The organism is Streptomyces sp. NPDC102406, from assembly GCF_044765725.1.
In the GTDB taxonomy this organism is placed as follows: domain Bacteria; phylum Actinomycetota; class Actinomycetes; order Streptomycetales; family Streptomycetaceae; genus Streptomyces.
Map to the genome: position 1 here is coordinate 706,467 of NZ_JBIWKP010000002.1, position 26,629 is coordinate 733,095.

A 26,629-nucleotide genomic window follows, 5' to 3' on the forward strand; every position below is an offset into this window, starting at 1 on the left:
TCGGTTTCCGTCAGTACCGCTGTGCCTTGGCGATCTTCGCGGTGAGGTGCGGCTGCGGCGGCTTGGAGCTGACGGCCAGCGGCTGGGCGCGCTCGCCCGCCTTCAGGTCCTTCGCGCCGACGACCTTGGTCTCGACGACCTTGCCGTCGGCGTCGCTGAAGTCGACCTGCACCGCGAACGAGGCGGTCTTGTCGGTCTTGTTGGTGATGTGGACGACGAGAACCCGTACGTTGTCGGTCTCCGCGAGCGGCTTGCCGGTCAGGGAGACGTCGTCGACGGCGTTGCCCCGGCCGTCGACGCCGTCGAGCTGCTTGGTGAACTCCTGCCGGTCGCGCTCCACGTCGGCGGCGACCGACGCCTCGAAGTCGTGGGCCCGCTCCGACGCCGACTCGGCCGCGGCCGAGGCCGACTTCCTGGCCTCGGCCTTCTTCGACGCGGCGCCGGAGGCCATCGAGGACGGCGGCTCGCCGGAGAAGTGCGACGAGTTCGGGGCGCTCGGCCTCGGGCTGGCGCCGGTGCCGCCGTCGTCGCCGTCGTCGCCGCAGGCCGCGAGCGTCAGCACACCGGTGACCGCGCACACGGCCAGCAGGAGCGGCCCGCGGCGGCGCCGGATCCCCGGACGTCCTGACACCTTGGCTGCACTCATGGAGAAGGGTTCCTTTCTGATGGCGCGGGGAGCCTCGCCGAGGGGGCGGCTGGGATTCAGAAGCGCAGGACGGCGGCCAGGTGGCCGGCGTCGGCGAGCGTCCCGTCGGGGACGAAGACCACCTGCGCGCCGGTCTCCAGGGCGGATTCGACGATCTCGTCGACGATGTCGTGGACGGCGTCCAGGTCGTCGTCCGCGGCCGGTTCGAGATGCCCCTCCCCGGCGCGCACGGTGACGCGGTGGTTCTCCTCCACGACGAGCCGGTGGATACGGCCGTCGCCGGCCTTCTGCCGGACCTCGTCCACCCCGGCCGCGTAGGTGTTGCCGCCACGGGCCCGGTCGAGTTCGGCGAGCGCGTCGGCGACCGTCCGCTCGGCGTCGGCCGCGCGGGCCGGGGCCACCGCTCGCGCGACGGTCTCCGGTGCGGCCTGGGCGAGTCCGCCGAAGGGGATCTGGACCGCGCCGTGCGCGGCGGTCCCGGCCGCGCTGAACAGGGACAGCGCGGCGGGGTCCCCGGTGACGTAGAGCGGACGGGGCTCGTGGCCGAGTACGTCCGCGAGACAGGCGTCGGCGTCGCGGAAGAACTGCCGGGTCCGCTCGTCGCCGAAGGTGCTGGGCAGGTCCCCGACGCGCTCCTTGCGTTCGGAGTCCGGGGCTTCGAGGCCGCGGGTGAGCGGGAACCCGTGGGCGGTGTGCTCGGTGACGCGCTCCCCCCGGCCGTCCCAGAGGGCGATCCGGTCGGCGGCCACGGCGAGGACCCAGTACGGGCGTCGCGCGGCGCCGGCGGCGACGAGGTTGCGGGTGAGGAAGGTGTCCGCGATCAGGACGCGCTCGGGCACGGCCCGGTCGAGGACCCACACCTGGTGCTCGCCGGGGGCCGCGAGGACGACGAGGCCGTCCCTGGCATGGGCGAGGTCGGTCTCCGCCACCGCCGCCTCCAACTGCGCCACCACGTCCTCGCGCCGCTCCCTGGTCACGGCGGGGTCGGCGTCGAGCTGCCGCACGGCCTCCTGGAGCAGGTTGTGGAGGCGGACGGGGTCCTGCGCGTTCTCCGGGCGCCTGCGGTGGGTCGGCATCGCCAGGGACACGGCGGGATAGGGCCGTGGGGTGCGCAGTTCCCGCAGGGTCGCCGGAGTGAGTGTGGAGTGCATGGCCTGGGTGCCCTTCTGTCGCGACGCATCCATGCTGCGCACAGGTGGACAGATCCGGCTATTCAGATGTGCACAAAAGGTGCGCTAGTGGGGCGATGAGGGCAAGACTGTTGCCCTGGCATCCCATTACGGAGGGGACGACATGGAGCAGGCCGTCGACAAGAGCGCTCCCGCCGCCAAGCTCTCCGTCCTCACCCTGACCACGATGGTCATCGGTTCCATGGTCGGCGCCGGTGTCTTCTCGCTGCCCCGCCGCTTCGCCGAGGAGACCGGCGTGGCGGGCGCGCTCATCGCCTGGGCGATCGCCGGGGCGGGCATGCTGATGCTCGCCTTCGTCTTCCAGTCGCTGGCCGTGCGCCGCCCCGACCTGGACGCGGGGGTGTACGCGTACGCGAAGGCCGGGTTCGGCGAGTACCTGGGCTTCTTCTCGGCGTTCGGCTACTGGGCCAGCGCCTGCGTCGGCAACGTGACGTACTGGGTCCTCATCATGTCCACGGTGGGCGCGATCTGGCCGGCGCTCGGGGAGGGCGACACCGCGCTCGCCGTGGTGCTCTCGTCGGCCGGACTCTGGGCGTTCTTCCTGCTGATCAGGCGCGGTGTGAAGGAGGCCGCGGCGATCAACAGGATCGTGACCGTGGCGAAGATCGTGCCGATCCTCGTCTTCGTCGTGCTGGCCCTCGTCTTCTTCGACCCGTCGGTGTTCGCGGAGAACTGGGGCGGCGCGGACTACGCCGGGTCCCTGTTCAGCCAGGTCCGGGGCACCATGCTCGCCACCGTCTTCGTCTTCCTCGGCGTGGAGGGCGCGAGCGTCTACTCGCGGCACGCCGAGAAGCGCTCCGACGTCGGCCGGGCCACCATCCTCGGCTTCCTCAGCGTCTTCGCCGTCTTCGCCTCCGTCGTCGTCGTGTCGTACGGGATCCTGCCGATGGGCGACATCGCCGAGCTGCGCCAGCCGTCCATGGCCGGTGTCCTGGAGGAGGCCGTCGGCACCTGGGGCAAGGTGTTCATCAGCGTCGGCCTGATCGTCTCCGTCCTCGGCGCCTATCTGGCGTGGACCCTGATGGCCGCCGAGGTGCTGTTCGTCGCGGCCAAGGACGACGACATGCCGCGCTTCCTCAACCGCTCCACCCCGGCCGACGTCCCCGTGCCCGCGCTGCTCATGACGACCGTGCTCACCCAGCTCGTGCTGATCGTCACCGCGTTCTCGGACGACGCCTTCAACTTCGCGCTCGACCTCACCAGCGCCCTGTCCCTCATCCCGTACCTGCTGGCGGCCGCCTTCGCCGTACGGATCGGGCTGAGCGCCGACCCCCGCACCGAGGGCGGGCGCACCTCGACGCGCGAGCTGACCCTCGCGGCCCTCGCCACGCTCTACACGGCGTTCATGCTGTACGCGGCCGGGCTGAAGTTCGTCCTGGTCTCGTTCGTCTTCTACGCCCCTGCGACCGTCCTGTTCGTCATGGCCCGCAGGGAGCAGGGCAGGCGCCTGTTCTCGCCGCGCGAGCTGGTGATCCTGGCCGTCTCCGTCGCCGGCGCGGTGCTCGGCGTCGTCGCCCTCGCCGCGGGCTGGATCAGCCTGTGAGATCCGCCTGTGAGACCCGTCATCCCCCGAGCTCGAAAGGGACACCGTGACCGACCACGACCGCCCCGCTTCCGCCGCGTACGGCGTCCACTCCGAGGTGGGCCGGCTGCGCAAGGTCCTCGTCTGCGCGCCGGGGCTCGCCCACCGCAGGCTCACCCCCACCAACTCGGCCGACCTCCTCTTCGACGACGTCATGTGGGTGGAGAACGCCCAGCGCGACCACGCCGACTTCGTCGACAAGCTGCGCCGGCGCGGCGTCGACGTGGTCGAGCTGCACGACCTGCTCGCCCAGACCATGGCGATCCCGGAGGCGAAGTCCTGGCTCCTGGACCGCAGAATCGTCGCCAACCAGGTGGGGACGGGGCTCATCGACGACACCCGGGCCTTCCTGGAGACGCTGGAGCCGCGGCAGCTCGCCGAGTTCCTCATCGGCGGCCTCGCCACCACCGACCTGCCGGACGAGTACCGCTCCGCGTACGTGTCGATGGCCCGCGAATCGACCGGTGTCCGCGAGTACCTGATGCCGCCGCTGCCCAACACGCTCTACACTCGCGACACCACCTGCTGGCTGTACGGCGGCCTCACGCTCAACCCGCTGTACTGGCCCGCACGGCACGACGAGCCCCTGCTGATGAAGGCCGTCTACCTCTTCCACCCGGACTTCACCGGCTCGACCGTGTGGTGGGGCGACCCCGAACTCGCCTGGGGGCAGGCCACGTTCGAGGGCGGCGACATCATGCCCGTGGGCAACGGGGTGGTCCTGATGGGCATGAGCGAACGCACCTCGCGCCAGGCCATCACGCAGGTCGCCGCCGCGCTGTTCGAGGCGGGCGCGGCCGAGCACGTCGTCGTCGCGGGGATGCCGCGGCTGCGCTCCGCGATGCACCTCGACACCGTCTTCACCTTCGCCGACCGGGACATCGTCACGCTCTACCCGCGGATCATGGACTCGGTGCACACGTTCTCGCTGCGCCCCGACGACAAGGCGCCGGGGCTGCACATCACCGACGAGGGCTCGACGCCCTTCGTCGACGTCGTCGCCAGGGCGCTCGGGCTGTCCGGCCTCCGGGTGATCGAGACCGGCGGCGACGTCTACGCGTCCGAGCGCCAGCAGTGGGACAGCGGCAACAACGCGGTCGCGCTGGAGCCCGGCGTCGTCGTCACCTACGACCGCAACACCCAGACCAACACGCTGCTGCGCAAGGCGGGCGTCGAGGTCGTCACCATCGTCGGCGCCGAACTCGGCCGTGGCCGCGGCGGCGGCCACTGCATGACGTGCCCCATCATCCGCGACCCCGTGACCTTCTGACGGCCGCGCGCCGCCGAGGTCGTGTCATGGAACGGACCGCGCTCCACGGACCGCGCTCCACGGACCGGCGCGGTTCGCGGCCCTCGTGGTGGCCGCGCTCGCCACGTTGTGCGTCGTCCTGACGGCGACCGTGCGCGCCTCGGTGCTCGACCCGTCCTTCCACGCCTCCGTCCCGGACGAGCAGCACGCGTACGACCGGCTCTACGACGAGGTGCCGGTCGACCCGCGGGCCGCGCCGCTCGCCCGGGACCTGCTGGCCGGGCTGACCGTGCCGGAGGCCCAGGTGACGTCCAACATCAGGCTGGTGCTGCCACCGGAGACGGTCCGTACCCTCACCCGGCAGCAGATCGACGCGGTGATCGGCTACCTCGACGGGGAGCGGCCCGCCCTGGACCTCACCGTCGACCTGCGTCCCGTGCTCGCCCATGTCGGCACCCTGCCGCAGACGTACTTCGGGGACCTCGTGGCCGGGCCGCAACGCCGCCCGGAGCCGGACTCCGACCGGTTCGCCGCCGACCTCTCCACCGCTCTGCGCGACCTCGCCGCGGGCCGGGCGCCGGACGGCCTCGCGACGCTGCCGCTCACCCCGGAGCAGGCCGGCCGGGGTCAGAAGGGGGTGGTGACGCCGAAGGCGCGGCGGAGCTGGGCCATGTCGTGCCGGTCGCGCTCGGTGGGCTCGTACCCCTGGTGGAAACGGATCTGCTGCCCGGCGGAGAGGCACGGCACCGGCTCCCCCGCCACCGTGCCGGTGACGAAGGCGTCCGCCGGGTAGCGGAACGGCCGCAGCGGGTCGAAGGAGGCCTGTCGGGCGGAGCCGTCGGCGCTGAAGTGCAGGGGATGCAGGTCGAGTTCGCGGCCGTCGGCGTGTGTCCGGACGAAGCGGACGGGGCGCTGGTCCAGGGTCTCGGCGAATCCGGCGTCGGCGAGGGCCGCGAGCACCGCGGGCTCCTGCTCGTGCCGGTGCATCAGGTCGAGGTCGCGATGGTCCCGGGTCTCCTCGCCGACCAGGGCGTCGATGCCCCAGCCGCCCCCGATCCAGACGTCCGTCCCGGCCTCGCGCAGCAGGGCGAGGACGGTGCGCACGTCATCCGCTGTCATCATCCGACGCAGGGTAGAGGCCCCGCGTCCCGGGCGGCGAGCGCTTTTCCGCGCCGTGATAGCTTGCGGAAGCCAGTCGTACCTCAGTGCGTTCTCGAACGTGTACGGGTCAGGGAATCCGGTGGAAATCCGGAGCTGACGCGCAGCGGTGAGGGGGACGGGCGGAGCCACTGCCACTGAGCCGTAACCGGTTCGGGAAGGCGCTTCGTCCGGACGATCCCGAGTCCGAAGACCTGCTGGCGACCTCCGGCGCATGGCCGGGGGTGAACCGTAGGCCGGCTCCGCGTATGGGCCCTGGACGCTAAGGAAGTTCCGTGCTGTTCGCACGTCACGTCGCCCGCTGCGCACCCGTGTTGGCGGGCGCCCTGCTGCTCACTGCCTGTGGCGGCGCGGGCCCCGCCGGCACCTCGGACCGCGCGGGCGGGACGAAGGGCGCCGTCACCCTCGACGACAACTGCGGCACGAAGGTCCGCGTCGCGCACCCCCCACGCCGCGCCGTCGCCCTCGACCAGGGCTCGGCGGAGATCATGCTCTCGCTCGGGCTCGCCGACCGGATGGTGGGGACCGCCACCTGGACGGACCCCGTCCTGAAGGGCCTGGAGAAGGCGAACGCGAAGGTGCCACGGCTCGCCGACCGCTATCCGTCCTACGAGAAGGTCCTGGACACGGAACCGGACTTCGCCGCCGCCTCCTTCGCGTACACCCTCGGCAAGGGCGGAGTGGCGCCGCGCGAGCAGTTCCAGAAGCTGGGCGTGCCCACCTACCTCTCCCCCACCGACTGCGCGGGCAAGGACAACAGCGGGGACGGCGACGGCGTGCGCACCAGCGCGCTGACCATGGACACCGTGTACGGCGAGATACGCGACCTGGCACGCGTCTTCGGCGTCGAGCAGCGCGGCGAGACGCTCGTCACCCAGCTCAAGGCCCGGGTACGCAAGGCCACTTCGGGGGTCGACGCCGACGGGGTGAGCGTCCTGTACTGGTTCGCCAACTCCGACTCGCCCTACATGGCGGGGTGTTGCGGCGCGCCCGGCATCATCACCGGGGAGCTGGGCCTGCGCAACGTCTTCGACGACACGCACGAGGAGTGGCCCCAGATCAACTGGGAGACGGTCGCGGACCGCGACCCGGACGTCCTGGTCATCGGCGACCTGACGCGCCGCTCGCAGTCGGCCGAGTCCGCCGCGCAGAAGATCCGGTTCCTGGAGTCCGACCCGGTCACCAGGAACATGACCGCCGTCCGCGAGAAGCGGTACGTGCTGCTGAGCGGCCAGGCCATGAACCCGACGATCCGCACCGTCGAGGGCGTCGAGAAGGTGGCTGCCGCGCTGCGCCGGTTCGGCCTCGGCGCATGAGCCCGGTCCGGCCCGCCCTGTACTGGGCCGCGGCCCTCGCCGCGCTCTGCGCCTCCGTCGCCGTGGCCATCACCATCGGCCCCGCGCACATCCGCGTCGGCGACGTGTGGTCGGCGGTCGGCGCCCGGCTCGGCTGGGGCACCACGGACCTCTCCCCCATCCGGGACGGCATCGTGTGGAACCTGCGGCTGCCGCGCACCCTGCTGGCGGCGATCTGCGGCGCGGGCCTCGCGGTGTGCGGCACGGTGCTCCAGGCGCTGCTGCGCAACCCCCTCGCCGACCCGTTCGTGCTCGGCGTCTCCTCGGGGGCCTCGACCGGAGCCGTCCTCGTGGTGGTGCTGGGCCTGGGCGGGGGCGCCCTCTCGGTGTCCGGCGGCGCGTTCCTCGGGGCGCTCTGCTCGTTCGCGCTGGTGCTGATCCTGAGCCACGTGCTGGGCGGCACGACGGACCGGGTGGTGCTGTGCGGGGTCGCCGCGATGCAGCTCTTCTCCGCGCTGACCTCGTTCGTGGTGCTGACGGCGGCCGACGCGGAGACCACGCGCGGCGTCCTGTTCTGGCTTCTCGGTTCGCTCGGCGGGGTCGGCTGGAGCGAGGTGTGGCTGTGTCTCGCGGTGCTCGTGGTGACGCTGGCGGTGTGCCTCGGGTACGGCCGCACGCTGGACGCGTTCGCCTTCGGCCCGGAGGCGGCGGCGGCGCTCGGCGTGCACGTGGCCCGCACCCGGCTCGTCCTGCTCTGCGCGACGGCCCTGCTCACGGCGGCACTGGTCAGCGCGGCCGGGGCGATCGGCTTCGTCGGGCTGGTGCTGCCGCACGCGGCGCGCGCCCTGGTCGGCCCCGGGCACACCCGGCTGCTGCCGGTCACGGCGCTGGCCGGGGCGGTGTTCCTGGTCTGGGTCGACACCCTGGCCCGTACGGTCCTCGAACCGCAGGAGGTTCCGGTGGGGGTGGTGACGTCGCTGATCGGCGTGCCCGCGTTCGTGCTCGTCCTCTTCCGCGGCCGGGGTGTCCGGTGAGCGCGGGCCTGGCCGCGGACCGGGTGTCCCGGTCGGCCGGGGGCTCCCTGATCCTCGACGGGGTGAGCCTCGCGCCCCGGGCGGGCACCGTCACGGGGGTGCTCGGCCCGAACGGCTCGGGCAAGTCGACGCTGCTGCGCCTGCTGGCCGGAGTGCTCGCCCCGGCGTCCGGTGTCGTCACCCTGGACGGCGACCCGCTCGCCGCGGTGCCGCGCAGGACGGCGGCCCGGCGCATCGCCCTGGTCCATCAGCAGACCGACACGCTGGTCGAGTTGACGGTCGCCGATGTGGTCCGGCTGGGCCGGGTCCCGCACCGCAGGGCCTGGGCGCCCGCCAGCGCGACCGACGAGGCCGCGGTCCGGGCCGCGCTTGAGCGCACCGGCCTCACGAGCCGGGCGCACCGCCTGTGGCACACCCTGTCGGGCGGTGAGCGCCAGCGGGCGCAGATCGCCCGCGCCCTGGCTCAGGAGCCGCGTGAGCTGCTGCTCGACGAGCCCACGAACCACCTGGACATCCAGCACCAACTGGAACTCCTCGACCTGATCTCCGGTCTGGAGCTGACCAGCGTCGTCGCGCTGCACGACCTGAACCTGGCCGCGGCCTACTGCGACCAGATCGTGGTCCTGCGCCAGGGCCGGGTCGTCGCGGCCGGTGAGCCGGGCGCCGTCCTCACCGAGGAGCTGATCGCCGACGTCTACGGCGTCCGCGCCCACCTCACCCGGCCCGGCCCGGGAGAGCGCCCCCACATCCGCTTCCTGGGCACTCTCTCTTGAGTCACTCGAAGCGGTCGGGGTCCCCGGCGCCGCGGCGGACGATCTCGGCCTCGCCGCCGGAGAAGTCGATGACCGTGGTGGGCTCGGTGCCGCAGTCGCCGGAGTCGAGCACGGCGTCCACCACGTGGTCGAGCCGCTCCTTGATCTCCCAGCCCTGGGTCAGCGGCTCGTCCTCGCCGGGCAGCAACAGGGTGCTGGAGAGCAGCGGCTCACCGAGTTCGGTGAGGAGCGCCTGGGTGACGACGTGGTCGGGGATGCGGACGCCGACCGTCTTCTTCTTGGGGTGCTGCAACTGGCGCGGCACCTCGCGCGTCGCGGGCAGGATGAACGTGTAGCTGCCGGGCGTGGCCGCCTTGATCGCTCGGAACACGTCGTTGTCGATGTGCACGAACCTGCCGAGCTGCGAGAAGTCCTGGCACACCAGGGTGAAGTGATGTTTGTCGTCGAGATGCCGGATCGCGCGGATCCGCTCGACGCCGTCACGGTTGCCGAGGCGGCAGCCGAGCGCGTAGCAGGAGTCCGTGGGGTAGGCGATCAGCGCACTGTCGCGGATGCTGTCGGCGACCGCGCCGATGATGCGCGCTTGCGGGTTCTCGGGATGCACGTCGAAGTACCGGGCCATCCGTCGAGCCTACGGGATCACCGGCGCCCCGCCACGGCGTTGCGGGGTGCCGCAAGCCGTGTGCACGCGCGACAATCCCGACAACCGCCCACCCTGCCCGCTTCCGCCGAGCGGTTCACGGCCCATACTGGTCGTGCCCCGATCACCCACAGAAGACTCCATGGCCAAGAACCGCACCTCCCCGATCACCGTCCCCGACACCGCGTGGCTGGGGCGCGGGCGCCACCTAGGCCCCGAGCCCGAACAGGACGTCCGGCGCAACCTGATCGCCCTCAAGGCGGCCGGGGTGCTCGACGACTTCCTGGATCTCGACCCCGTCGAGGCGGCCCGCTCCACCGTCCTGCACCCGCGGGACGAGACCGCCGACCCCGGCCCCTCGGCCCGCCGTGTGTTCGAGGCGCGCTGGCGCGTGGCCGACGACGTCACGGTGCGCGCACACCTGACGACGTACGACCCCGAGGGGCGCCGCAAGGACGGCGACGGCGTCACGTGGGTCCTCGCCGCCGAGGCCGAGCGGGTGTGGGACCCGCACTGGCCGTCGCCCGCCACGATGTTCTGGCCGGACAGCGACCGGGTCCCCTGGGACCACTACGCGGTGCCGGGTGTGCGCCTGCGGACGACGAACTATCTGCCCAAGGACGACGACGAGCTGCGCCACCGGCTGCGGGACTGCACCCGGGAGAGCTGGTACGTCCATGTCGTGGTGCACGAGGCGATGACGCCGGACGCGCGGGGCCGGCAGCCGGTCACCACGTTCCTGCCGCCGGGTCTGCGGCACCGGGTGATAGAGCACCGGGCCACGCCGGAGCAGGCGCAGATCGCCGACTTCGCGATGAAGCGGGAGCTGAAGCTGCGGATGCCGCGCGGCGGCGCCGTCATCCTGCCGACAGCCCCGCAGGACCCGGAGTACGACGCGGAGCGCTTCACCGTCCGCAATGTCTTCCTGGACGGCTCGGAGCCGGTGGAGCTGGTGGAGCGGATCCAGGAGTTCGCCGCGCTGACGCGCCCGCTGACCCCGGACGCGGAGCGGGCCCTGACCCGGCTGCGGCAGGGCTGGCACCTGCTGACGCCGGACGAGGAGCTGGCCCACGCCCAGTCCATGGTCGTCCGGTACGCCGAGGCGCTCGACGCCATGACGACCTCGCGCGATCTGTACCGGGAGGCGGCCGAGGCGGCGCAGGCGGCCCTGGCCGAGGCCGGGGACGGTGTGCCCCGGCTGCCCGTGATCGGCCCGGCCAGGGCGGACGGCTCGCCGCTGAGCGCCCTCACGAAGGCGCTCGGCCGCTTCCGGGACCCGCACAAGTAGCTTGCAGGGCCCGGGCACCCGGTGGGGCGCTCCCGTCGCGTACGCGCACGGGGAGCGCCCCCTCGCGTCACTCCTCCTCCGCCTCCAGGCCCCCGGGGTCGGACATCCGCAGCGCGATCTCCCGCAGCAGCTCGGTGGAGTTGACGTCGGTGCGTCCCTCGTCGTGCACCTTCGCGAGCTGCGTGAAGAGGAACGCGAACGCCTCGACGAGCGACACGCTGGCCGGCATGAGCGCGGCGATGGCCAGCTCCGCGGCCTCCTCGGGCTCGGCCCCCGTCGGAATCTCGATCGTCGGGAACACCTCCGACACGAGCCGCCCGAGCTGGGTCAGGTCGTTGTCGAGCTCGTCCCCGTCGTTGAGTCTGCGTACCATCTCCTGCGTCTCGGTCAGTACACCGATGGCCCGCAGAACGATCTCCCTCTGTTCCATGTGCGGAGCCTATGCGGGCGAGCCGCCCGTGCGTGCAACGTGGTCGCAACGTCCCGCCGTCTTGACTGCCCTGTCATGAGCGAAGCACCCCGCGTGGAGCTGACGCCCGCCGCCGCCGAACTGGTGCGGCGGCTGAGCGAGACCCATGGGCCGCTGATGTTCCACCAGTCGGGCGGCTGCTGCGACGGCAGCGCGCCGATGTGCTACCCGGCGGGCGGGTTCCGCACCGGTGACGCGGACATCCTCCTCGGGGAGCTCGCCGTGGCCGGGGTGGCGGAACCGGTGCCGTTCTGGATGTCCAGGAACCAGTACGCGCTGTGGAGCCATACCCGGCTCGTCGTCGATGTCGTCGAGGGGCGCGGCAGCGGGTTCTCGCTGGAGGCGCCGGAGGGCGTACGTTTCCTGATCCATTCCCGGCTGGTCGGCGCGTAGCCATCGACGGGACCGTGGTCGTCTGCTGAACTCCTCCGATGCGGAAGAGAGTTGGCAAGAGACGCACGAGACTTCTGGCGGTCCTCGCGGTCGTGGGCACGCTCGCCGGTACCGGCCTGGCGGGAGCGGCCCCGGCGGGAGCCGTCCCGGCGGCCGGACGGGTGGCGCCCGGCGTGTCGTACACCGAGTTCGACGTACCCGCCGCCAAGGGCACCGCCCACGCCCACCTCCTCACCGTCGATCTGCGTGATCCGCGCGTGCGGGTGGATCTGCTGCACCCGGGCGCGGTCGGGGCCCGGGCCACCGTCTCCTCGATGGCCGACGCGACGGGCGCCGTCGGCGGCGTCAACGGGGACTTCTTCAACATCACCGAGACCCAGCACCCGGGGATCGAGGCGACCGGCGCCGCGGTCGGCCCCGCCGTGGCGGGCGGCCGGGCCCTGAAGGCGGCCGTCCCGGACGGGCAGCGGTTCGGGCCCGCGCTGCCGCCCGGCACCTCCACCCGTGACGTGCTCGGTGTCGGCCTCGACCGGCGGGCCCGGCTCGACAGCATGGTGCTGGAGGGGTCGGTGCGTACGCGCGCGGACCGGGTGGCGCTCGGCGGGCTGAACCAGTACGCGCTGCCGGTCGGTTCGGTCGGCGCGTTCACACCGGAGTGGGGCAGCGTCTCCCGGGCCCGCGCGGTCTGCGGCACCGACACCCAGCGCGCGGCGCCGTGCAGCACGGACACCTACGAGGTGACGGTGGGCCGGGGCCGGGTCGTGGCGACGGCGGACACGCCGGGCAGCGGTCCCGTGGCGGACGGCACCACCGTCCTGGTGGGCCGGGAGTCCGGCGCGCAGTGGCTGCGGAAGCTGTCCGCGGGCGATCCGGTCCAGGTGCGCCGCCGCCTCGTCGCCGCGCACACGCGCGTGCCGTACCTGTTCGCGGTCGGCGGCTACCCGGTGCTGCGCGACGGCGCCCCGCTGCCCGGTCTCGACGCGAGGACGTCCGCGGTCCGCACGGCCGCGGGCATCGCCGACCACGGCCGCACCCTTCTCCTGCTGGCCCTGGACGGCGCGCCCGCGTACCGCACGGGGCTGTCCGTCGCCGAGGTCGCCGACACCCTGCGGGCGTTGGGGGCCGATGACGCGTTCAGCCTGGACGGCGGCGGTTCGTCGACCCTGGTGGCGCGGGAGCCGGGCGCGGCCTCGGTCACACTCCGCAACCACCCCACGGACCCGCCCGAGCGGGCCGTCGCCAACGGCATCGGCGTCTATGCGCGCGGCTGAAGGGTGTCGCGCACGGCCACCAGTCCGTTGAACACGCCCACGTAGGCCGTGCCGTCGGGGCCGAGTGTCACGGGTGCCCAGTTGTTGTCGTAGGCGAGGCCCGTTCCGGTGAGGCGCTTCCAGCGGGTCTGGCCGGTGCGGAAGTCGACGGCCGTGAGGTACCAGGCGTCGATGCCGAGGGCGTTGGGTTCCTTCGTGTAGAAGTACAGCAGCCCGCTCGCGGTGGAGAGTTTCGGCACGGTGGACGGGGAGCGCACGGCGCTCTCCCACACCGTGTCGCAGCCGCTGCCGTCGGGGCGTACGTCGATGCGGGTGACGCCGCCGACGACGCTGCGCCCGAGGGTGAGCGAGGTGATGTTCTCGTAGCCGAAGTTGTTCTCCACGACCAGGCTGTCGCCGTACGAGATGAGGCTGTTGTCGGTGGTGGAGGCGCCCGAGCCGAACACCGGGACCTCGCAGACCAGCCGCCGCTCGCCCGGGACGTCGGCGCCGCGCCGGTACACGAGGACGTTCATGCGGTCGTCGGCGTTGTCGGTGATGGCGACGTAGTCGTCCTCCACGCCGAACAGGTCGGGGGTGGTGCCCGAACCCTGGTTGACGGAGCCGGGTTTGGTGCCGGTGCCGCGGTCGTAGGTCTGCCGCCAGACGACCTCAGGGGTGCCGTCGGCGGTCGCGGTGAAGCTGTACAGGGCGTGGTCGGAGACGATGGAGACGCCGTCCTCGGCGACGGAGAAGGAGTTCTGGATCTCCTCGCCCTCCAGCCGGACGGATCTGATGGCGCCGCTCGCGGGGTCGACGGTACCGACGCGTCCCTGCCGGGTGACCCACCAGATCCGGCCCGTCCAGTCCGGCATGACGGATGTGACGGGGTCGCAGACGCCGCTCGGGTACAGGTTCGTCCAGCTCGCGCAGTCGTGCGGGACCTGGCCGGTCAGGTCCCAGTCGTCGGTGACGACGAAGCGCCAACCGCCGTCGGCGGTCCGCTCGTGGGCGAGGCGCACGATGTGCTGGCGGGAGTCGGCGAGGACGAGGCGGTCCTGGTCGTCGAGGTAGGAGTAGGCGCCGCCCGAGGTGTCCTTGAAGATTCTGGAGAAGTCGAGGCGGGTGAGGGCCTCGACGGTGGAGGGGCGCTGCGGCAGCGCGTACTCGGCCAGGGTCTCCAGGCTGTGCGGGTCGAGGAGTTTGACGAGGAAGCCGGTGAAGGTGCCGCAGACGGTGACGATGCGGCCGGCCTTGTCGAAGGTGACGGTGGCGCATTCGCCGCCGAGCGCGGCCATCTTCTCGCTGGTGACGTCCGGGGCGTGCCCGGCGGGCCCGCTCCAGGGGTACGTTCCGCTGCCCCAGGCGTCCGCGTGCATCCCGCTGCGCCCGTTGGCGGCGAGGAAGGGGTGCTGGGCGGGCGCCTGGCCGGGCACGGGCCGCGGCTGTGCGGGGGCACCGGCGTACTGCTCGACGAGCCGGTGCCCCGGCGCCTTGGGGATCTCCTCCGCCCGGGCGGCCGGTGCCTGCGCGGCACAGACGGCCGTGAGGGTGAGGGTCGCGGCCAGGGCCCGGACGAGCTTTCTTCGCTGCGGCATGCGCCTGAAGTTAGGTTCCGCCGCTTGAAGTGTCCATGCAGCCACGGGAGTTGTTCACGAACCCGAAACGATCACCGGCCGGGCGGGAGAGGCGTCACGGCTGGAGGCTGTTGACCAGTCCGGCGGTGGCGGTGATCCCGTCGTGGATGGTCGGGGCCACGGTGGTGCTCGCGAGCAGGAAGCCCAGCAGGACGCAGACGAGGGCGTGCGAGAACTTCATCGCTCCGCTGCGCAGGAAGATCACCGCGACCACCAGGAGCAGCAACACGAGGGAAATGGACAGAGACACCGTCGAACCTCCTCCGCCACGTCGGCACCGTGGCTTTCGGCCGCAAGTGTGACGCAATGTCGGGCATTCGACGGTGTGTGACCTGTCCCCCGATCGGGTGCTAAAAGTCGATCACCTGTCGTGGGCGTCGAGGAAGGCTTCGAGCCCGGCGAGGTCGTCGGTGTTGAGGTGGTCGACGTCGGCGGCGAGCAGTTCGGTCCATACGGCGTCGCGTGCGGGGCCCGCGAGGTCGGGCGTGGCCCAGAACCGCACCCGTTGGCCGCGGGCGTGCGCGGTCGCGACGATGCCGCGCAGCCTGGCGCGTTCGGCCGGCGGGATCGGGCCGACGCCCTGCCAGGTGAAGTTGGCGGACCAGTTGTCGCTGATGAGCGGAGCGAGGGAGGCGGGGGCCGACGTTCCGAGGTCGGCGAGGCGCCCGTCGTAGAAGGCGCTGCGGGCGCGTTGTGCCTCCATCGGGGGGCGGGCGGCGCGGTCCCCGGAGACGACGGCGGTGACGGGCCCGGGGTGCACGCGGCCGTGGGCGTAGGTGGTGAACAGGCCGCGGTGGCGGCGCAGCCGGCGGTCGAGTTCGAGGTAGGTGGCCGCGCCCTCGGTCTTGATGTCGATCAGCAGTTGGAGGGGGGTGCGCGAGCCGCGGTACACCGAGCCGTGGTGGGCGCGTACACGGGCGGCCAGCGGGGCGAGGTAGAGCGAGTCGAGGGTGCGGGCCGGATCGAGGTCGGCCGGGTCGTGGGCGACGAGCAGATCGCCGTCGACGAGGTAGATGTCGGCCTCGACGCTGTTGAACCGGTGGTCGAGGGCGTCGAGGAGGGGCCGCGGGTGCTCGTAGTCGTTGTGGGCGTGGGCCCGCAGGAGCGGGCGGGGGCCGTGTCCGCGCCCGCGCTCGGCGGCGTGGGCGAGCTGGGGCGTGGCGATGCCCGCGGCGAGTGCGGCGGCGAGGGTGGTCAGGGCTCTGCGGCGGGTGGTCGGGGCCATGGGTGCCTCCCGTGGTGGGCGCGGTGGGGACACGGCGAGTATGCGGGGCCACCACCGTGCAGAGGCAGGGCTGCGCCGGGAGTTGGCCGGACCGCCGCCCCCGGTTCACGGCGGCGTCACGGGACCCGCGCGCACGACGACAGCGGCCACCGCGTGTGTGCGGTGGCCGCTGCCCCGTGTCGTTCGCCGCGCTTCCTCAGGCGGACGGCGCCCGCAGGTCGACCAGTTCGGCCAGTTCCTCGCGGTGGCGGCCCGCGGTGCCGAGGGCGATGGAGTCGGCCTTGGCGCGCTTGAGGTAGAGGTGGATCGGGTGCTCCCACGTCATGCCGATGCCGCCGTGCAGTTGCAGCGCCTCCTCCGCCGCGCGGACCGCGACGGGCGCCGCGTACGCCTGGGCGACGGCCACCGCCACGTCGGTGTCGTCGGCGGCGGTGGCGAGCGCGTCGGCCGCGTTGCGGGCGACGGCCCGGGTGTTGACCACCTCCAGCCAGAGCTGCGCGAGGCGGTGCTTGAGCGCCTGGAAGGAGCCGACGGGCCGGTTGAACTGGTTGCGCTCACGCGTGTAGCGCACGGTCTCCGTCAACAGCCAGTCGGCGAGCCCGAGTTGCTCGGACACGAGCAGCCCCGCCCCGGCCCGCAGGGCCCGGCGCACGGCGGGCGCGGCGTTGTCGGCGAGCAGGCGTCCCGGAGCGCCGTCGAAGGTCACGGCGGCCAGCGGGCGCGTACGGTCGAAGGAAGTCTGCGGCTCGACGGCGACCCCGGCCGCCGTCGCGTCGACGGCGAACAGGCCGCCCTGCGTGGGCACGAGGAACACGTCGGCGGTGGCCGCGTCGGCGACCGCGGTGACACGCCCGGTCAATGCCGCGTCCGCCGCCCGTACGTCCCTGAGGTCCTGCCCCGCCGTCGCCGACAGCGGCACGGCGAGCGCGCCGACGGTGCGGCCGGAGGCGAGGGAGGCGAGCAGCGTTCCCGCCTCGTCGGTGTCGCAGGCGAGCAGCGCCTCCGTCGCGATGACCGCGCTCGTCAGGTACGGGACCGGGGCCACGGCCCGCCCCAACTCCTCCAGGACGACGGCGGCTTCGCGGTGGGAGGCGCCCTGGCCGCCGCGCTCCTCGGGGACGAGGAGACCGGCGAGGCCCATGTTCTCGGCGAGGTTCTTCCACAGGGCGCGGTCGTGCGGCTCGTCGCTCTCGACGCGGGCGAGCACGGTGGGCGCGTCGCAGTGGTCGGCGAGCAGGTCGCGGACCGCCGAACGCAGCGCCTCCTCTTCCTCGGAGTACAGCAGATCGGGCTGGGTGCTCATCGGGAGAGGTCCTTCCAGGCGACGTCCTTGTCGGTGCGCGGCTCGGGCGGCAGGCCGAGGACCCGCTCGGCGACGATGTTCAGCAGGACCTCGCTCGTCCCGCCCTCGATGCTGTTGCCCTTGGCCCGCAGATAGCGGTAACCGGCCTCGCGGCCTCCGAAGTCGACGATCTCGGGGCGGCGCAGCGTCCAGTCGTCGTACAACAGGCCCTCTTCGCCCAGGAGTTCGACCTCCAGGCCGCTGATCTCCTGGTTGAGGCGGGCGAAGCCGAGCTTCATGCCCGCGCCCTCGGGACCCGGGTGTCCGGCGACGAGCTGCTGGCGAAGGCGCTCGCCGGTGAGGCGGGCGACCTCGGCGTCGACCCACAGCTTGACCAGGCGCTGGTGCAGGTCGGCGGTGCGCAGTTCGGGCCGCTCGCGCCAGGTCCTGGCGACGGGCCCGATGAGGCCGCCCTCGCGCGGGATGCGCATGCCACCGATGGCGACGCGCTCGTTGTTGAGGGTGGTCTGGGCGACCTTCCAGCCGTCGCCGATCTCGCCGAGGCGGTGGGCGTCGGGGATGCGGACGCCGGTGAGGAACACCTCGTTGAACTCGGCCTCGCCGGTGATCTGGCGCAGGGGCCGCACGTCGACGCCGGGGTCGGTCATGTCGCAGACGAAGTAGGTGATGCCGCGGTGCTTGGGCACGTCCGGGTCGGTGCGGGCGATGAGGATGGCGAACCGGGCGTTGTGCGCGCCGGACGTCCACACCTTCTGCCCGTTGACGATCCAGCCGTCCCCGTCGCGGACGGCGCGGGTGCCGAGCGCGGCGAGGTCCGAACCGGCGCCGGGCTCGCTGAAGAGCTGGCACCACACCTCCTCGCCGGTCCAGAGCGGCTTGAGGAAGCGCCGCTTCTGCTCGTCGGTGCCGTAGCGGAGGATGGTGGGGGCGGCCATGCCGAGGCCGATGCCGTTGCGCCGCGGGGCGTTGTCGGGGGCGCCCGCGGCGTCCAGTTCGGCGTCCACGACGGCCTGGAGGGAGCGCGGGACGTCGAGGCCGCCGAGGCCCTCGGGGTAGTGCACCCAGGCGAGTCCGGCGTCGAAGCGGGCGCTCAGGAACTGCGCGCGAGGCGTGGTGGCCGGTGGGTGCGCGGCCAGGAATTCCTGGGTGAGGGTGCGCAGTCGTGCGGCGTCGACGGTCATGCCGCGGCTCCTTCCGTGCGCGCGTCGAGCCCGGGGACGACGACGACGCGGCCCGTGGTGACGCCGTCGGCGACGCGCTGCACGGCCGCCGCGGCAGCGGTCAGGCCGACGCGCTCGCTGACCAGCGGCTTGATGGCGCCGCGCGCGGCGAGCTCGGTGAGCTGTTCGTGGCAGTGCGGGATCAGCGCGGGGTTCTTGGCGGCGTACAGGCCCCAGTGCAGACCCATGATCGAGTAGTTCTTGACCAGGGCGTGGTTGAGCGCGGGGCTCGGGATGGTGCCGCTCGCGAAGCCGACGACGACGATCCGGCCCTCGAAGGCGACCGTCTTGGCGGACTGCGCGTACGCCTCGCCGCCCACGGGGTCGTAGACCACGTCGGCGCCGCGACCGCCGGTGGCCTCCTTGACGGCGGCGATGACGTCCTCGCTCCGCCGGTCGATCACCACGTCGCAGCCGAGTTCCTGGGCGACCTTGGCCTTCTCGGGACCGCCGACGACACCGATCACGCGGGCGCCCGCCGCCTTGCCGAGCTGGACGGCGGCGCTGCCGACCCCGCCCGCGGCGGCGTGCACGAGCAGCGTCTCGCCGTCGCGGATCCGGGCGCGCTGGTGCAGGCCGAACCAGCCGGTCTGGTAGCCGATGTGCAGGGCGGCCGTCTCGGCGTCGTCCAGGGCGTCGGGCGCCGGAAGCAGGGCGCGGGCGTCGGCGAGGACGTACTCGGCGAGACCGCCGTGCGGCAGGGCGGGGGTGGCGATGACGCGGCGCCCGTCCTCGGTCTCGGCGCAGACCTCCACGCCGGGCGTGAACGGCAGCTCCGGCCTGACCTGGTACTGCCCCTTGCACAGCAGCGCGTCCGGGAAGTTGATGTTGGCGGCGCGCACCTTGAGCAGGACCTGCCCCTCGCCGGGGACGGGGCGCTCGACCTCTTCGAGGCGCATCACCTCGCTCGGCTCGCCGTTCTCGTGCACTTGCCATGCCTGCATGCGGGGCCTCCACGGACTGCTGCGTCAGGACTGCTGCGTCGGGACTGCTGCGACACCGGCTTCCGCCACCGGGTCCAGCCGCATACTAAGCGGTCGCTTGCCCTCCTGGGAATGCCCCGCCCCGGGTCGGTCCGCGCCGCACGCGGGTCAGTCCGGCCTGCCGCGCGTGGGCCTGGCCCGTACGTGCATCCGCTCGCCCTGCGGCCCGAAGAGGCTGAGGAACTCGGCGGGCCCCTCGCCCGTGGAGCCGAACCAGTGCGGCACGCGCGTGTCGAACTCGGCGGCCTCCCCGGGGCCGAGCACCACGTCGTGATCGCCGAGGACCAGGCGCAGCTTGCCGGAGAGCATGTAGAGCCACTCGTAGCCCTCGTGCGTCCTCGGGTCCGGCTCCGCCTGCCGCTCCGGTTCGATCACCTTGTACGCCTGGAGCCCGCCGGGCTGCCGGGTGAGCGGGATCATCGTGCGGCCGTGGTGCACGATCGGCTTGAGGCGCACGCGCGGGTCCCCGACGGGCGGGGCGCCGACCAGCTCGTCGAGCGGCACCTGGTGGGCGCGGGCGATCGGCAGGAGCAGTTCGAGGCTGGGCCGGCGCAGGCCCGACTCCAGGCGGGAGAGCGTGCTGACGGAGATGCCGGTGGTCTCGGAGAGCCCGGAGAGGGTGGCACCGCGCTCCTTGCGCAGGGCGCGCAGGCGCGGCCCGACACCGCTGAGCACGGCGTCCATGCTCGCCTCGGACTCGCCGTCTTCCTGTTCATGGGCGTGCTGCTTCATACGCCCATTGCAGTTTCAGCAACCTTGTTTGTCAATATGGCGAGCCGGGGTGCAGGTTCGACAGCAGGGAGCCGCAGGGCTCGCAGCCCGAACGAGGTGGTCATCATGCGCACACAGCAACACGGAAGGGACGCGTACGACGTCGTGGTCGTCGGTGGCGGGACGGCGGGTCTGTCGGCCGCGCTGATCCTGGGCCGGTCACGCCGCTCGGTACGCGTCGTCGACGCGGGCGAGCCGCGCAACGCTCCGGCCGCGCACATGCACGGCTATCCCTCGCGGGACGGCATGCCGCCCGCCGCGTTCCTGGCCGAGGTACGGCGTGAGGTCGCCGCGTACGGCGTGGAGATCGTCCGGGACAGGGTGACGGCGGCCGAGCCGGACGAGGCGGACGGGTTCGTCGTCACGACGGCGGACGGGGGGCCGGTGCGTGCGCGCAGGCTCGTCGTGGCCACCGGCCTGGTGGACGCGCCGCCCGACCTCCCCGGCGTCGCCGAGCGCTGGGGCAAGGACGTGCTGCACTGCCCGTTCTGCCACGGCTGGGAGGTACGGGACCAGGCGATCGGCGTGCTGTACGCCAAGGCCTCGGGCATCCACCAGGCCCTGCTGTTCAGCGCGCTCTCGGACGACGTGACCCTGTTCCTGCACGGTGCCGACGAGGACGCACTGCCCGATTCCGACTGGCAGTTGCTGGCGGCGGCCGGGGTGAGCGTGGTGACCGGGAAGCTGGACGGGCTCGTCGTCACCGGCGACGCGCTGGCCGGGGTGCGGCTCGCCGACGGCCGGGTGTTCGCCCGGTCGGTGTTCGTGGTGCCGCCGCGGATGACCCCGCGGGACGGACTGCTCACCGCGCTCGGCGCGCGCACCAGGCAGACCCCGGCCGGGCCGTTCGTCGACGTGGACCCGACGGGGCTGACCAGCGTGCCGGGCGTATGGGCCGTGGGCAACGCGGCGGGCGCCGCCGAGCAGGTGGTGAACGCGGCGAGCGCCGGGTACCGGGCCGGGGTGACGCTCCACGCCGAGCTGCTCCACGCCGACCTGGCGCGGGCCGCCGAGCGCCGCCGGGGCGGGGTGTTCTCCCCGGAGGGCGAACGCGCGGTGGCCCGGGCCCGCGCGAGCCGGTCGGGCGCGTGAAGTGCCGCGCGGGCATGGAGGGTTGACGGCGCAGACGGTATCCATGCCCGTATGACGTCCTCCCGCGCGCCGCACGGACTGCCCGCCCCTCCCCCGCTCGGCGCCGCGGCGCTGCCGCCGGGCACGTACGAAGGGCGGCTCGTCCTGGTGACCGGCGGCGGCACCGGTCTCGGCCGGGCGATCGCCGCGGAGTTCGCCCGGCTCGGCGCGGCCCTGCTGATCGTGAGCCGCAGTGCGGAGCATCTGGCGCCCGCACGCGAGGAGTTGGCGGCCGTCGAGGGGGCGGGGCCCGTGACGGCGGCGACCTGTGACATCCGGGACACCGGGCGCATCGCCGAGGTCTTCGACGCGGCCGAGGCGGCACACGGCCGCGTCCCCGACGTGCTGGTGAACAACGCCGCCGCCAACTTCCCCACCCCCGCGGAGGACGTGACGCCGAACGGCTGGCGCTCGGTCGTCGACATCACCCTCAGCGGTACGTTCTTCATGACCCGCGAGTTCGGCCGCAGGCACCTCGCGGCGGGCACCCCGGGCTCGGTCATCGCCGTCGGCGCCTCGTACGCGTGGACCGGCGGCCCGGGCTTCGCACACAGCGCGGCGGCGAAGGCGGGGGTGAAGAACCTGGTGGAGACGCTGGCCGTGGAGTGGGGCCCGTACGGCATCCAGGTCAACGCTCTGGTGCCGGGGCTCATGCCGCACGACGACATGACACCCGACATCCGTTCCCACCTCGGCCGCGCCGACGATCCCGGCGCCCGGCAGCCCGCCCTGCGGGTGGGGGCGCCACGGGAGCTGGGCTGGGCCGCGACCTTCCTGGCCTCCCCCTACGCGCGGTTCGTCAGCGGGCACACCCTGGTGGTGGACGGCGCGAACTGGCAGCGCCGCGACCTGGTGAACGCGCCCGTGACGACCGTGCGCGAACAGCTCGGGCGCGGGCCGTCCGGCGCGGGGTGAGCGGCGTCAGCCGATCCGCTGCCCGTACACGTGGTCGACGGTCATCTCCATCAGCACCCGGCGGTCGGACACCATGACCGACCGGTACTCGTCCCAGTCGGGGTGCTCGCCCGCGGCCCTGCGGTAGTACTCGACCAGCGCCTCCACCTCGGGCCCGTGCGGATCGGCGCCCGGCCCCGTGAGCCGCACGACGCCCTCCGCGGTGGCCCACGCGCGGCCGTCGGCGCCGGTGACCTCCAGCGCGGCGCGCGGGTCGCGGCGCAGGTTCGCCGTCTTGGCACGCCCCTCGGTCATCGACACGTACAGGGTCTCGCTCGCCCGGTCGTAGAAGGGCATGACGGGGGACAGTTGGGGGCGGCCGTCGGCCTTGAGCGTGGCGAGGACGCCGAGTCGGCTCTCCGCCAGCAGGGAGCGCGGGTCGAAGGGTGCGGTGGTCATGGTCGCCTCTCCGTCGGGCGGGGCGGGGGCCCCGCGGAACTGTTCGATCATCGTGGCCCATCCGGCGCCGCGACGGCAGTACGCCTCGGCGGCCCTGCGGGCTGTCCGGATCGGCTCACGCCCCGCGGAACGTCGGCGGCCTGCGGTCTCCTTTCGCCGCGAAGCCCTCGGTGGCGTCGTCGGACGTGAGGGTGAGGGCCGCGCTCATGGCGACCCGGTCGAGGGCGGCGCCGAGTCCGTGATCGGCGTAGGCGTCGATGTCCCGCTTGACGGACCGCACGGCGAGGGGGGCGTTCGCGGCGATCTCGGCGGCCACGCCGTGTGCGGCGCGCTCCAACTCCGCCCCCGGCACCACCTGTTGCAGCAGATGCAGTCGGTGGGCGGTGTCCGCGTCGATCCGGCGCCCGGTGAGCGCCAGGAACTTGGCCCAGCCCGCGCCCGCCTCCCGCGCGATCCGCAGATCGCCGCCCGCGTCGACGGCGACGCCGAGGCCGGTCTCGGGCAGGGCGAACACGGCGTCGTCGGCCGCGACGCGCACGTCCGCCATCAGGGCGAGTTCGAACCCGAAGCCCAGGCAGTACCCCCGCACGGCCGCGACCACCGGCTGCGGCAGCCCGGCGAACGCGGCGAACCGCTCGTGCGCCCAGCGAATGCCCTCGTAATAGCCCTGCGTGCGCGCGGAGTCGCTGTCGGCCTCGATGCCGCTGCCGGGCGCGCCCACGTCGATGCCCGCGCAGAAGGCGCGCCCCTCGGCCCGCAGCAGGATGACGCGGATCCGGTCGTCGAAGCGGATCCGGTCGGCCAGGACACCGAGCTGCCGGGTCGACTCCCAGCTCCAGGCGTTGAGCTTGGCCGGGCGGCAGAGCGTGAGGACGCCGATGCCGCTCTCCTCCACGTCCAGGCGCAGCCGCCGCTCGTCGCCGCCGGGGAGGCGGGTGTCGGTGGTGTCGATCATGCGGTCCCCTGCCGGTCGGCCACGGTACGGCGGCGCGCAGCGTAGCGGGACCCGGCCGAAGCCAGAAGGGCCGAGCGCTCCCGGACAGCCAGTAGACACTGTCTACTCTCGTGCGGTAGACAGTGTCTATGCAGGCTTCCACGGAGCAGGAGAGCGCAGGCGGCGGCCTTCGGGACCGCCTCGTCGACACGGGCGTCGCGCTCGTCGACACCGAAGGCGCGGGGGCGCTGTCGCTGCGCGAGATCGCCCGCAGGGCGGGCGTGTCGCACGGCGCGCCCCGCCGCTACTTCCCCACGCATCTGGAGCTGTTGTCGGCGATCGCGCGGCGCGGCTTCGCCGATCTGGGGGCGCAGGTGACGAAGGCCCTGAGCGACGGCCGGGACGGCCCGCGCGCACAACTGGCCGACCTCTCCCGTGTCTACCTCGCTTTCGCCCGGCAGCACCGCGGCATGTACGAGTTGATGTTCCGGCACGACCTTCTGGAGAGCGGCACGCTGGGGCTGCGGGAGACGAGCCTGCCGCTCTTCCGGCTGCTGGCCGAGCTGGTCGCCGAGGCTCGCCCGGACGTGCGACCCGTCGTGGTGGCCGGCGCGTTGTGGGCGAACCTGCACGGGGTGGCGCAGTTGTGGGGGTGGGGAAGCCTGCAACTGGCCGTCGGCGGCGACGACATCGAGCCGCTGCTCACCTCGGTCCTCGACGCCCATCTGGGTCCGGTGGCCCGATGAGCGTGGTGTCGCACCGGCGCGTCACCCTCGCCGGAAGTGTCCTCGGAGCCGTACTCGTCGCCCTCGACGGCACGGTTCTGACCGTCGCCCGGCCCGCGCTCCAGCACGACCTCGACGCGTCGCTGGCGCAGGCCCAGTGGACCAGTACGGGCTATCTGATCGCGGTGGCGAGCCTCCTCGTGTTCGCGGGGCGGCTCGGTGACCGGTACGGGCACCGGCGTCTGTTCGCCCTCGGCACGCTCGGGTTCGCGGCGGCCTCGGCGGGGATCGGGTGGGCGCCGGACATCGGCTGGGTGATCGCGCTGCGCGTCGTGCAGGGCGTGTGCGGGGCGCTGCTGCAACCGGCGACGCTGAGCATGCTGCGGGCGGCGTACCCACCGGACGAGCTGGGCATGCCGATCGCGCTGCGCACGAGTGCGATCGGAGTCTCGGCCGCCGCCGGGCCGCTGGTCGGCGGCGCCCTGACGGCACAGTTCGGGTGGCGCTCGGTGTTCTTCATGGGCGTGCTCCCCGCCGTGGTGATCGCCCTGCTGGTGCTGCGCGTACGAGATCCGGAGCCGCCGGCGGCGACGCGTCCCGCGGGCCTGGATCCGGCCGGTGTGCTGCTGCTCGGCGCGGCGCTCGCCTGCCTGGTCACGGCGCTGGTCACGGTGGCCGACGCGGGCTGGTCGCCGGGGGCGGGGGTCGCGGCGGGCGGCGCGGTCGCGGCGACCGTGGCGCTGGTGCGGCACGAGCGCCGCACCCCGAGTCCGCTGCTGCCCCCGTCCGTGCTGGCCTCACCGGTCGTCGTACCGGCCCTCGGCGTGCTGCTCGCCGCGTCGGCCACCTTGTTCGGCACGCTGTTCGTGGGCTCGTACTTCCTTCAGGACGTCCTCGGCCTCGATGCTCTCGGCACGGCCCTGTACATGCTGCCCGCCGCCGTGTGCATGGTTCTCGCGGCGCCCCTCAGCGCGGTGCTGACGCGCCGCTGGGGGGCGCGGGCGACGAGCGGCGCTGGCATGGTGCTCATGGCCCTCGGTGTCCCCGCCTTCGGGCGCCTCGACGCGGCCGCCACCGCCCTGTCCGTCGGGGTCTGCGCGTTCGCCATGGGCACGGGTTTCAGCACTGTCATGGTGGGCGCGACCGAAGTACTCGTCCGCCGGGCCGCCGCCGCCGACGCGGGAGTGACGGGCGGACTCCAGCAGACGGCGATGAACGTGGGCCCGACCCTCGGGGTGGCGCTGGCCACGACGCTGCTCGCCGCGGACCGGGACCTCGCCGCCTCGATGGGCCCGACGCTGACCGCGCTCGCGCTGGTCGCCTGTGTCGGCGCGGTGGCGGCGCGAGGACTCCCCCGGGCGAACCGGGAAGCGCGGGACGCCCCTTCACCGGCACGGTCCTTTCCACCGGGCGAGTGATGAACCGGCCGGCCCTCAGTGCGCGATGCCGTCGATCAGCTCTCGTGCCCCCTGGCGCAGCAGCGCCACCGCCACGGACATGCCCAGCGTCGCGGGGTCCAGCGGGCCGGCCCACTCCTGGGCGTTGAGCACCCGCTTCCCGTCGGGCGTGAACACGCAGGCCCGCAGCGACAGGTCACCGCTGCGCTCGGCCCGCGCGTACCCGGCCACCGGCGAGTTGCAGTGCCCTTGCAGCACGTGCAGGAACATGCGCTCGGCGGTCGCCTCCCGCCAGGTGTCCCGGTGCCCGAGCCCGCGTACCGTGTCGAGGGTCGCCTCGTCGTCGGCGCGGCACTGGAGCGCCAGGATCCCGGCGCCGATCGGCGGGCACATCACCTCCGGTGCCAGCACGTCGGTCATCAGGTCCGGCCGTCCGATCCGCTCCAGCCCCGACACGGCGAGCAGGAGCGCGTCCGCGTCGCCCGCGGCGAGCTTCTCCAGCCTGCGGTTGGCGTTGCCGCGCATCGGGACGCACGTCACGTGCGGGTGCGACGCGGCGAGTTGGGCCACGCGGCGCACGGACGAGGTGCCGATCCGGGTGCCGTCGGGCAGTTCGTCGAGCGTGCGTCCCAGCGGATCGATGAGCGCGTCGCGTACGTCGTCACGCTTCAAGTACGCCCCGAACGTGCACCCTTCGGGCAACGGCCGGTCCGCCGGGATGTCCTTCAGGCAGTGCACGGCGAGATCGGCGCGGCCGTCGAGCAGCGCCTGGTCGACCTCCTTGGTGAAGGCGCCCTTCCCGCCGAGCGCGGCGAGATCACCCATCCACTTGTCACCGCTGGTCGTCACGGGGACGACCTCGGTGCGGACACCCGGGTGGAGCGCGGCGAGTTCGGCGCGGACGCGCTCCACCTGGGCCAGCGCCATCGGGGAGGAACGGGAGACGATACGGATCAGCTCGGCGACCATCCCGCCACGATAGT

The 26,629-nt window shown here is 73.2% G+C and carries 27 protein-coding genes and 1 riboswitch; of the genes, 12 read left to right on the forward strand and 15 right to left on the reverse strand.

Features of this window, described 5'->3' with window-relative positions:
* Positions 1-10: 10 nt before the first annotated feature.
* Together ACIRF8_RS11825 and ACIRF8_RS11830 are read right to left on the reverse strand one after the other, a co-directional pair.
* A complete protein-coding gene (locus ACIRF8_RS11825) occupies positions 11-646 on the reverse strand; it encodes a hypothetical protein (RefSeq protein WP_404213560.1) in 636 nt (211 codons plus the stop codon).
* 56 nt (positions 647-702) lie between these two features.
* On the reverse strand, positions 703-1,797 hold the full coding sequence (locus ACIRF8_RS11830) for a chemotaxis protein (RefSeq protein WP_404213562.1): 1,095 nt from the start codon (positions 1,795-1,797) through the stop codon (positions 703-705).
* Between the two features lie 142 nt (positions 1,798-1,939).
* Between ACIRF8_RS11830 and ACIRF8_RS11835 the strand changes: the two genes are divergently transcribed.
* Together ACIRF8_RS11835 and ACIRF8_RS11840 are read left to right on the forward strand one after the other, a co-directional pair.
* Complete coding sequence (locus ACIRF8_RS11835) at positions 1,940-3,379, forward strand: basic amino acid/polyamine antiporter (protein WP_404213564.1); 1,440 nt, start codon at positions 1,940-1,942, stop codon at positions 3,377-3,379.
* Positions 3,380-3,425: 46 nt separating this feature from the next.
* Positions 3,426-4,688 carry an arginine deiminase gene (locus ACIRF8_RS11840; protein ID WP_404213566.1) on the forward strand — a complete coding sequence of 421 codons (1,263 nt, stop codon included), beginning with the start codon at positions 3,426-3,428 and terminating at the stop codon, positions 4,686-4,688.
* 606 nt (positions 4,689-5,294) lie between these two features.
* On the opposite strand, the gene ACIRF8_RS11845 is transcribed toward ACIRF8_RS11840, so the two are convergent.
* The gene (locus tag ACIRF8_RS11845) at positions 5,295-5,786 is read right to left on the reverse strand and encodes a nucleotidyltransferase domain-containing protein (RefSeq protein ID WP_404214262.1); all 492 of its coding nucleotides are present in this window, start codon (positions 5,784-5,786) and stop codon (positions 5,295-5,297) included.
* Between the two features lie 56 nt (positions 5,787-5,842).
* Positions 5,843-6,042: riboswitch (cobalamin riboswitch) on the forward strand.
* 58 nt (positions 6,043-6,100) lie between these two features.
* On the opposite strand from ACIRF8_RS11845, the gene ACIRF8_RS11850 reads away from it, so the two are divergent.
* From ACIRF8_RS11850 to ACIRF8_RS11860, 3 genes are read left to right on the forward strand one after another with little or no spacing between them, the layout of a single operon-like run.
* On the forward strand, positions 6,101-7,141 hold the full coding sequence (locus ACIRF8_RS11850) for an ABC transporter substrate-binding protein (RefSeq protein WP_404213568.1): 1,041 nt from the start codon (positions 6,101-6,103) through the stop codon (positions 7,139-7,141).
* Positions 7,138-8,154, forward strand: coding sequence for a FecCD family ABC transporter permease (locus ACIRF8_RS11855; protein ID WP_404213570.1), 1,017 nt, complete (start codon positions 7,138-7,140; stop codon positions 8,152-8,154). The genes ACIRF8_RS11850 and ACIRF8_RS11855 overlap by 4 nt, the downstream gene beginning before the upstream one ends.
* A complete protein-coding gene (locus tag ACIRF8_RS11860; RefSeq protein ID WP_404213572.1) occupies positions 8,151-8,927 on the forward strand; it encodes an ABC transporter ATP-binding protein in 777 nt (258 codons plus the stop codon). The genes ACIRF8_RS11855 and ACIRF8_RS11860 overlap by 4 nt, the downstream gene beginning before the upstream one ends.
* A 1-nt stretch (position 8,928) precedes the next feature.
* Here ACIRF8_RS11860 and ACIRF8_RS11865 read toward each other — a convergent pair whose 3' ends face one another.
* Complete coding sequence (locus ACIRF8_RS11865) at positions 8,929-9,549, reverse strand: L-threonylcarbamoyladenylate synthase (RefSeq protein WP_404213574.1); 621 nt, start codon at positions 9,547-9,549, stop codon at positions 8,929-8,931.
* Positions 9,550-9,709: 160 nt separating this feature from the next.
* Between ACIRF8_RS11865 and ACIRF8_RS11870 the strand changes: the two genes are divergently transcribed.
* Complete coding sequence (locus tag ACIRF8_RS11870) at positions 9,710-10,855, forward strand: hypothetical protein (RefSeq protein ID WP_404213576.1); 1,146 nt, start codon at positions 9,710-9,712, stop codon at positions 10,853-10,855.
* A 67-nt stretch (positions 10,856-10,922) separates the two neighbouring features.
* On the opposite strand, the gene ACIRF8_RS11875 is transcribed toward ACIRF8_RS11870, so the two are convergent.
* Complete coding sequence (locus ACIRF8_RS11875; protein ID WP_404213578.1) at positions 10,923-11,285, reverse strand: hypothetical protein; 363 nt, start codon at positions 11,283-11,285, stop codon at positions 10,923-10,925.
* A 75-nt stretch (positions 11,286-11,360) separates the two neighbouring features.
* Between ACIRF8_RS11875 and ACIRF8_RS11880 the strand changes: the two genes are divergently transcribed.
* Both ACIRF8_RS11880 and ACIRF8_RS11885 read left to right on the forward strand, forming a co-directional pair.
* The gene (locus ACIRF8_RS11880; RefSeq protein WP_404213579.1) at positions 11,361-11,717 is read left to right on the forward strand and encodes a DUF779 domain-containing protein; all 357 of its coding nucleotides are present in this window, start codon (positions 11,361-11,363) and stop codon (positions 11,715-11,717) included.
* A gap of 38 nt (positions 11,718-11,755) precedes the next feature.
* On the forward strand, positions 11,756-12,988 hold the full coding sequence (locus ACIRF8_RS11885) for a phosphodiester glycosidase family protein (RefSeq protein ID WP_404213581.1): 1,233 nt from the start codon (positions 11,756-11,758) through the stop codon (positions 12,986-12,988).
* On the opposite strand, the gene ACIRF8_RS11890 is transcribed toward ACIRF8_RS11885, so the two are convergent.
* The 7 genes from ACIRF8_RS11890 to ACIRF8_RS11920 all read right to left on the reverse strand — a co-directional run bounded on the left by ACIRF8_RS11890 (position 12,973) and on the right by ACIRF8_RS11920 (position 20,067).
* Positions 12,973-14,565, reverse strand: coding sequence for a hypothetical protein (locus ACIRF8_RS11890; protein ID WP_404213582.1), 1,593 nt, complete (start codon positions 14,563-14,565; stop codon positions 12,973-12,975). The genes ACIRF8_RS11885 and ACIRF8_RS11890 overlap by 16 nt on opposite strands.
* A 94-nt stretch (positions 14,566-14,659) precedes the next feature.
* A complete protein-coding gene (locus ACIRF8_RS11895) occupies positions 14,660-14,854 on the reverse strand; it encodes a hypothetical protein (RefSeq protein WP_404213584.1) in 195 nt (64 codons plus the stop codon).
* A 111-nt stretch (positions 14,855-14,965) separates the two neighbouring features.
* A complete protein-coding gene (locus tag ACIRF8_RS11900) occupies positions 14,966-15,829 on the reverse strand; it encodes a phosphatidylinositol-specific phospholipase C/glycerophosphodiester phosphodiesterase family protein (RefSeq protein ID WP_404213586.1) in 864 nt (287 codons plus the stop codon).
* Between the two features lie 196 nt (positions 15,830-16,025).
* Positions 16,026-17,132 carry an acyl-CoA dehydrogenase family protein gene (locus ACIRF8_RS11905; RefSeq protein ID WP_404213588.1) on the reverse strand — a complete coding sequence of 369 codons (1,107 nt, stop codon included), beginning with the start codon at positions 17,130-17,132 and terminating at the stop codon, positions 16,026-16,028.
* Complete coding sequence (locus ACIRF8_RS11910) at positions 17,129-18,313, reverse strand: acyl-CoA dehydrogenase family protein (protein ID WP_404213590.1); 1,185 nt, start codon at positions 18,311-18,313, stop codon at positions 17,129-17,131. The genes ACIRF8_RS11905 and ACIRF8_RS11910 overlap by 4 nt, the downstream gene beginning before the upstream one ends.
* A complete protein-coding gene (locus ACIRF8_RS11915; RefSeq protein WP_404213591.1) occupies positions 18,310-19,296 on the reverse strand; it encodes an NADPH:quinone oxidoreductase family protein in 987 nt (328 codons plus the stop codon). Before ACIRF8_RS11915 ends, ACIRF8_RS11910 begins: the two co-directional genes overlap by 4 nt.
* A 147-nt stretch (positions 19,297-19,443) precedes the next feature.
* Entirely contained in the window at positions 19,444-20,067 is a 624-nt protein-coding gene (locus ACIRF8_RS11920) for a helix-turn-helix domain-containing protein (protein WP_404213593.1), read from the reverse strand.
* A gap of 105 nt (positions 20,068-20,172) precedes the next feature.
* Between ACIRF8_RS11920 and ACIRF8_RS11925 the strand changes: the two genes are divergently transcribed.
* Complete coding sequence (locus ACIRF8_RS11925; RefSeq protein ID WP_404213595.1) at positions 20,173-21,198, forward strand: NAD(P)/FAD-dependent oxidoreductase; 1,026 nt, start codon at positions 20,173-20,175, stop codon at positions 21,196-21,198.
* A 51-nt stretch (positions 21,199-21,249) separates the two neighbouring features.
* The gene (locus tag ACIRF8_RS11930) at positions 21,250-22,152 is read left to right on the forward strand and encodes an SDR family oxidoreductase (protein WP_404213597.1); all 903 of its coding nucleotides are present in this window, start codon (positions 21,250-21,252) and stop codon (positions 22,150-22,152) included.
* A 6-nt stretch (positions 22,153-22,158) separates the two neighbouring features.
* Here the strand turns inward: ACIRF8_RS11930 and ACIRF8_RS11935 are convergent, their stop codons facing one another.
* Together ACIRF8_RS11935 and ACIRF8_RS11940 are read right to left on the reverse strand one after the other, a co-directional pair.
* On the reverse strand, positions 22,159-22,590 hold the full coding sequence (locus tag ACIRF8_RS11935; RefSeq protein ID WP_404213599.1) for a PPOX class F420-dependent oxidoreductase: 432 nt from the start codon (positions 22,588-22,590) through the stop codon (positions 22,159-22,161).
* 115 nt (positions 22,591-22,705) lie between these two features.
* On the reverse strand, positions 22,706-23,545 hold the full coding sequence (locus ACIRF8_RS11940) for an enoyl-CoA hydratase/isomerase family protein (RefSeq protein ID WP_404213600.1): 840 nt from the start codon (positions 23,543-23,545) through the stop codon (positions 22,706-22,708).
* 128 nt (positions 23,546-23,673) lie between these two features.
* On the opposite strand from ACIRF8_RS11940, the gene ACIRF8_RS11945 reads away from it, so the two are divergent.
* A complete protein-coding gene (locus ACIRF8_RS11945; protein WP_404213602.1) occupies positions 23,674-24,270 on the forward strand; it encodes a TetR/AcrR family transcriptional regulator in 597 nt (198 codons plus the stop codon).
* Positions 24,267-25,667 carry an MFS transporter gene (locus ACIRF8_RS11950; protein WP_404213604.1) on the forward strand — a complete coding sequence of 467 codons (1,401 nt, stop codon included), beginning with the start codon at positions 24,267-24,269 and terminating at the stop codon, positions 25,665-25,667. Before ACIRF8_RS11945 ends, ACIRF8_RS11950 begins: the two co-directional genes overlap by 4 nt.
* Positions 25,668-25,682: 15 nt before the next feature.
* Here the strand turns inward: ACIRF8_RS11950 and hemC are convergent, their stop codons facing one another.
* On the reverse strand, positions 25,683-26,615 hold the full coding sequence (gene hemC / locus ACIRF8_RS11955; protein ID WP_404213606.1) for a hydroxymethylbilane synthase: 933 nt from the start codon (positions 26,613-26,615) through the stop codon (positions 25,683-25,685).
* Between the last annotated feature and the right edge of the window lie 14 nt (positions 26,616-26,629).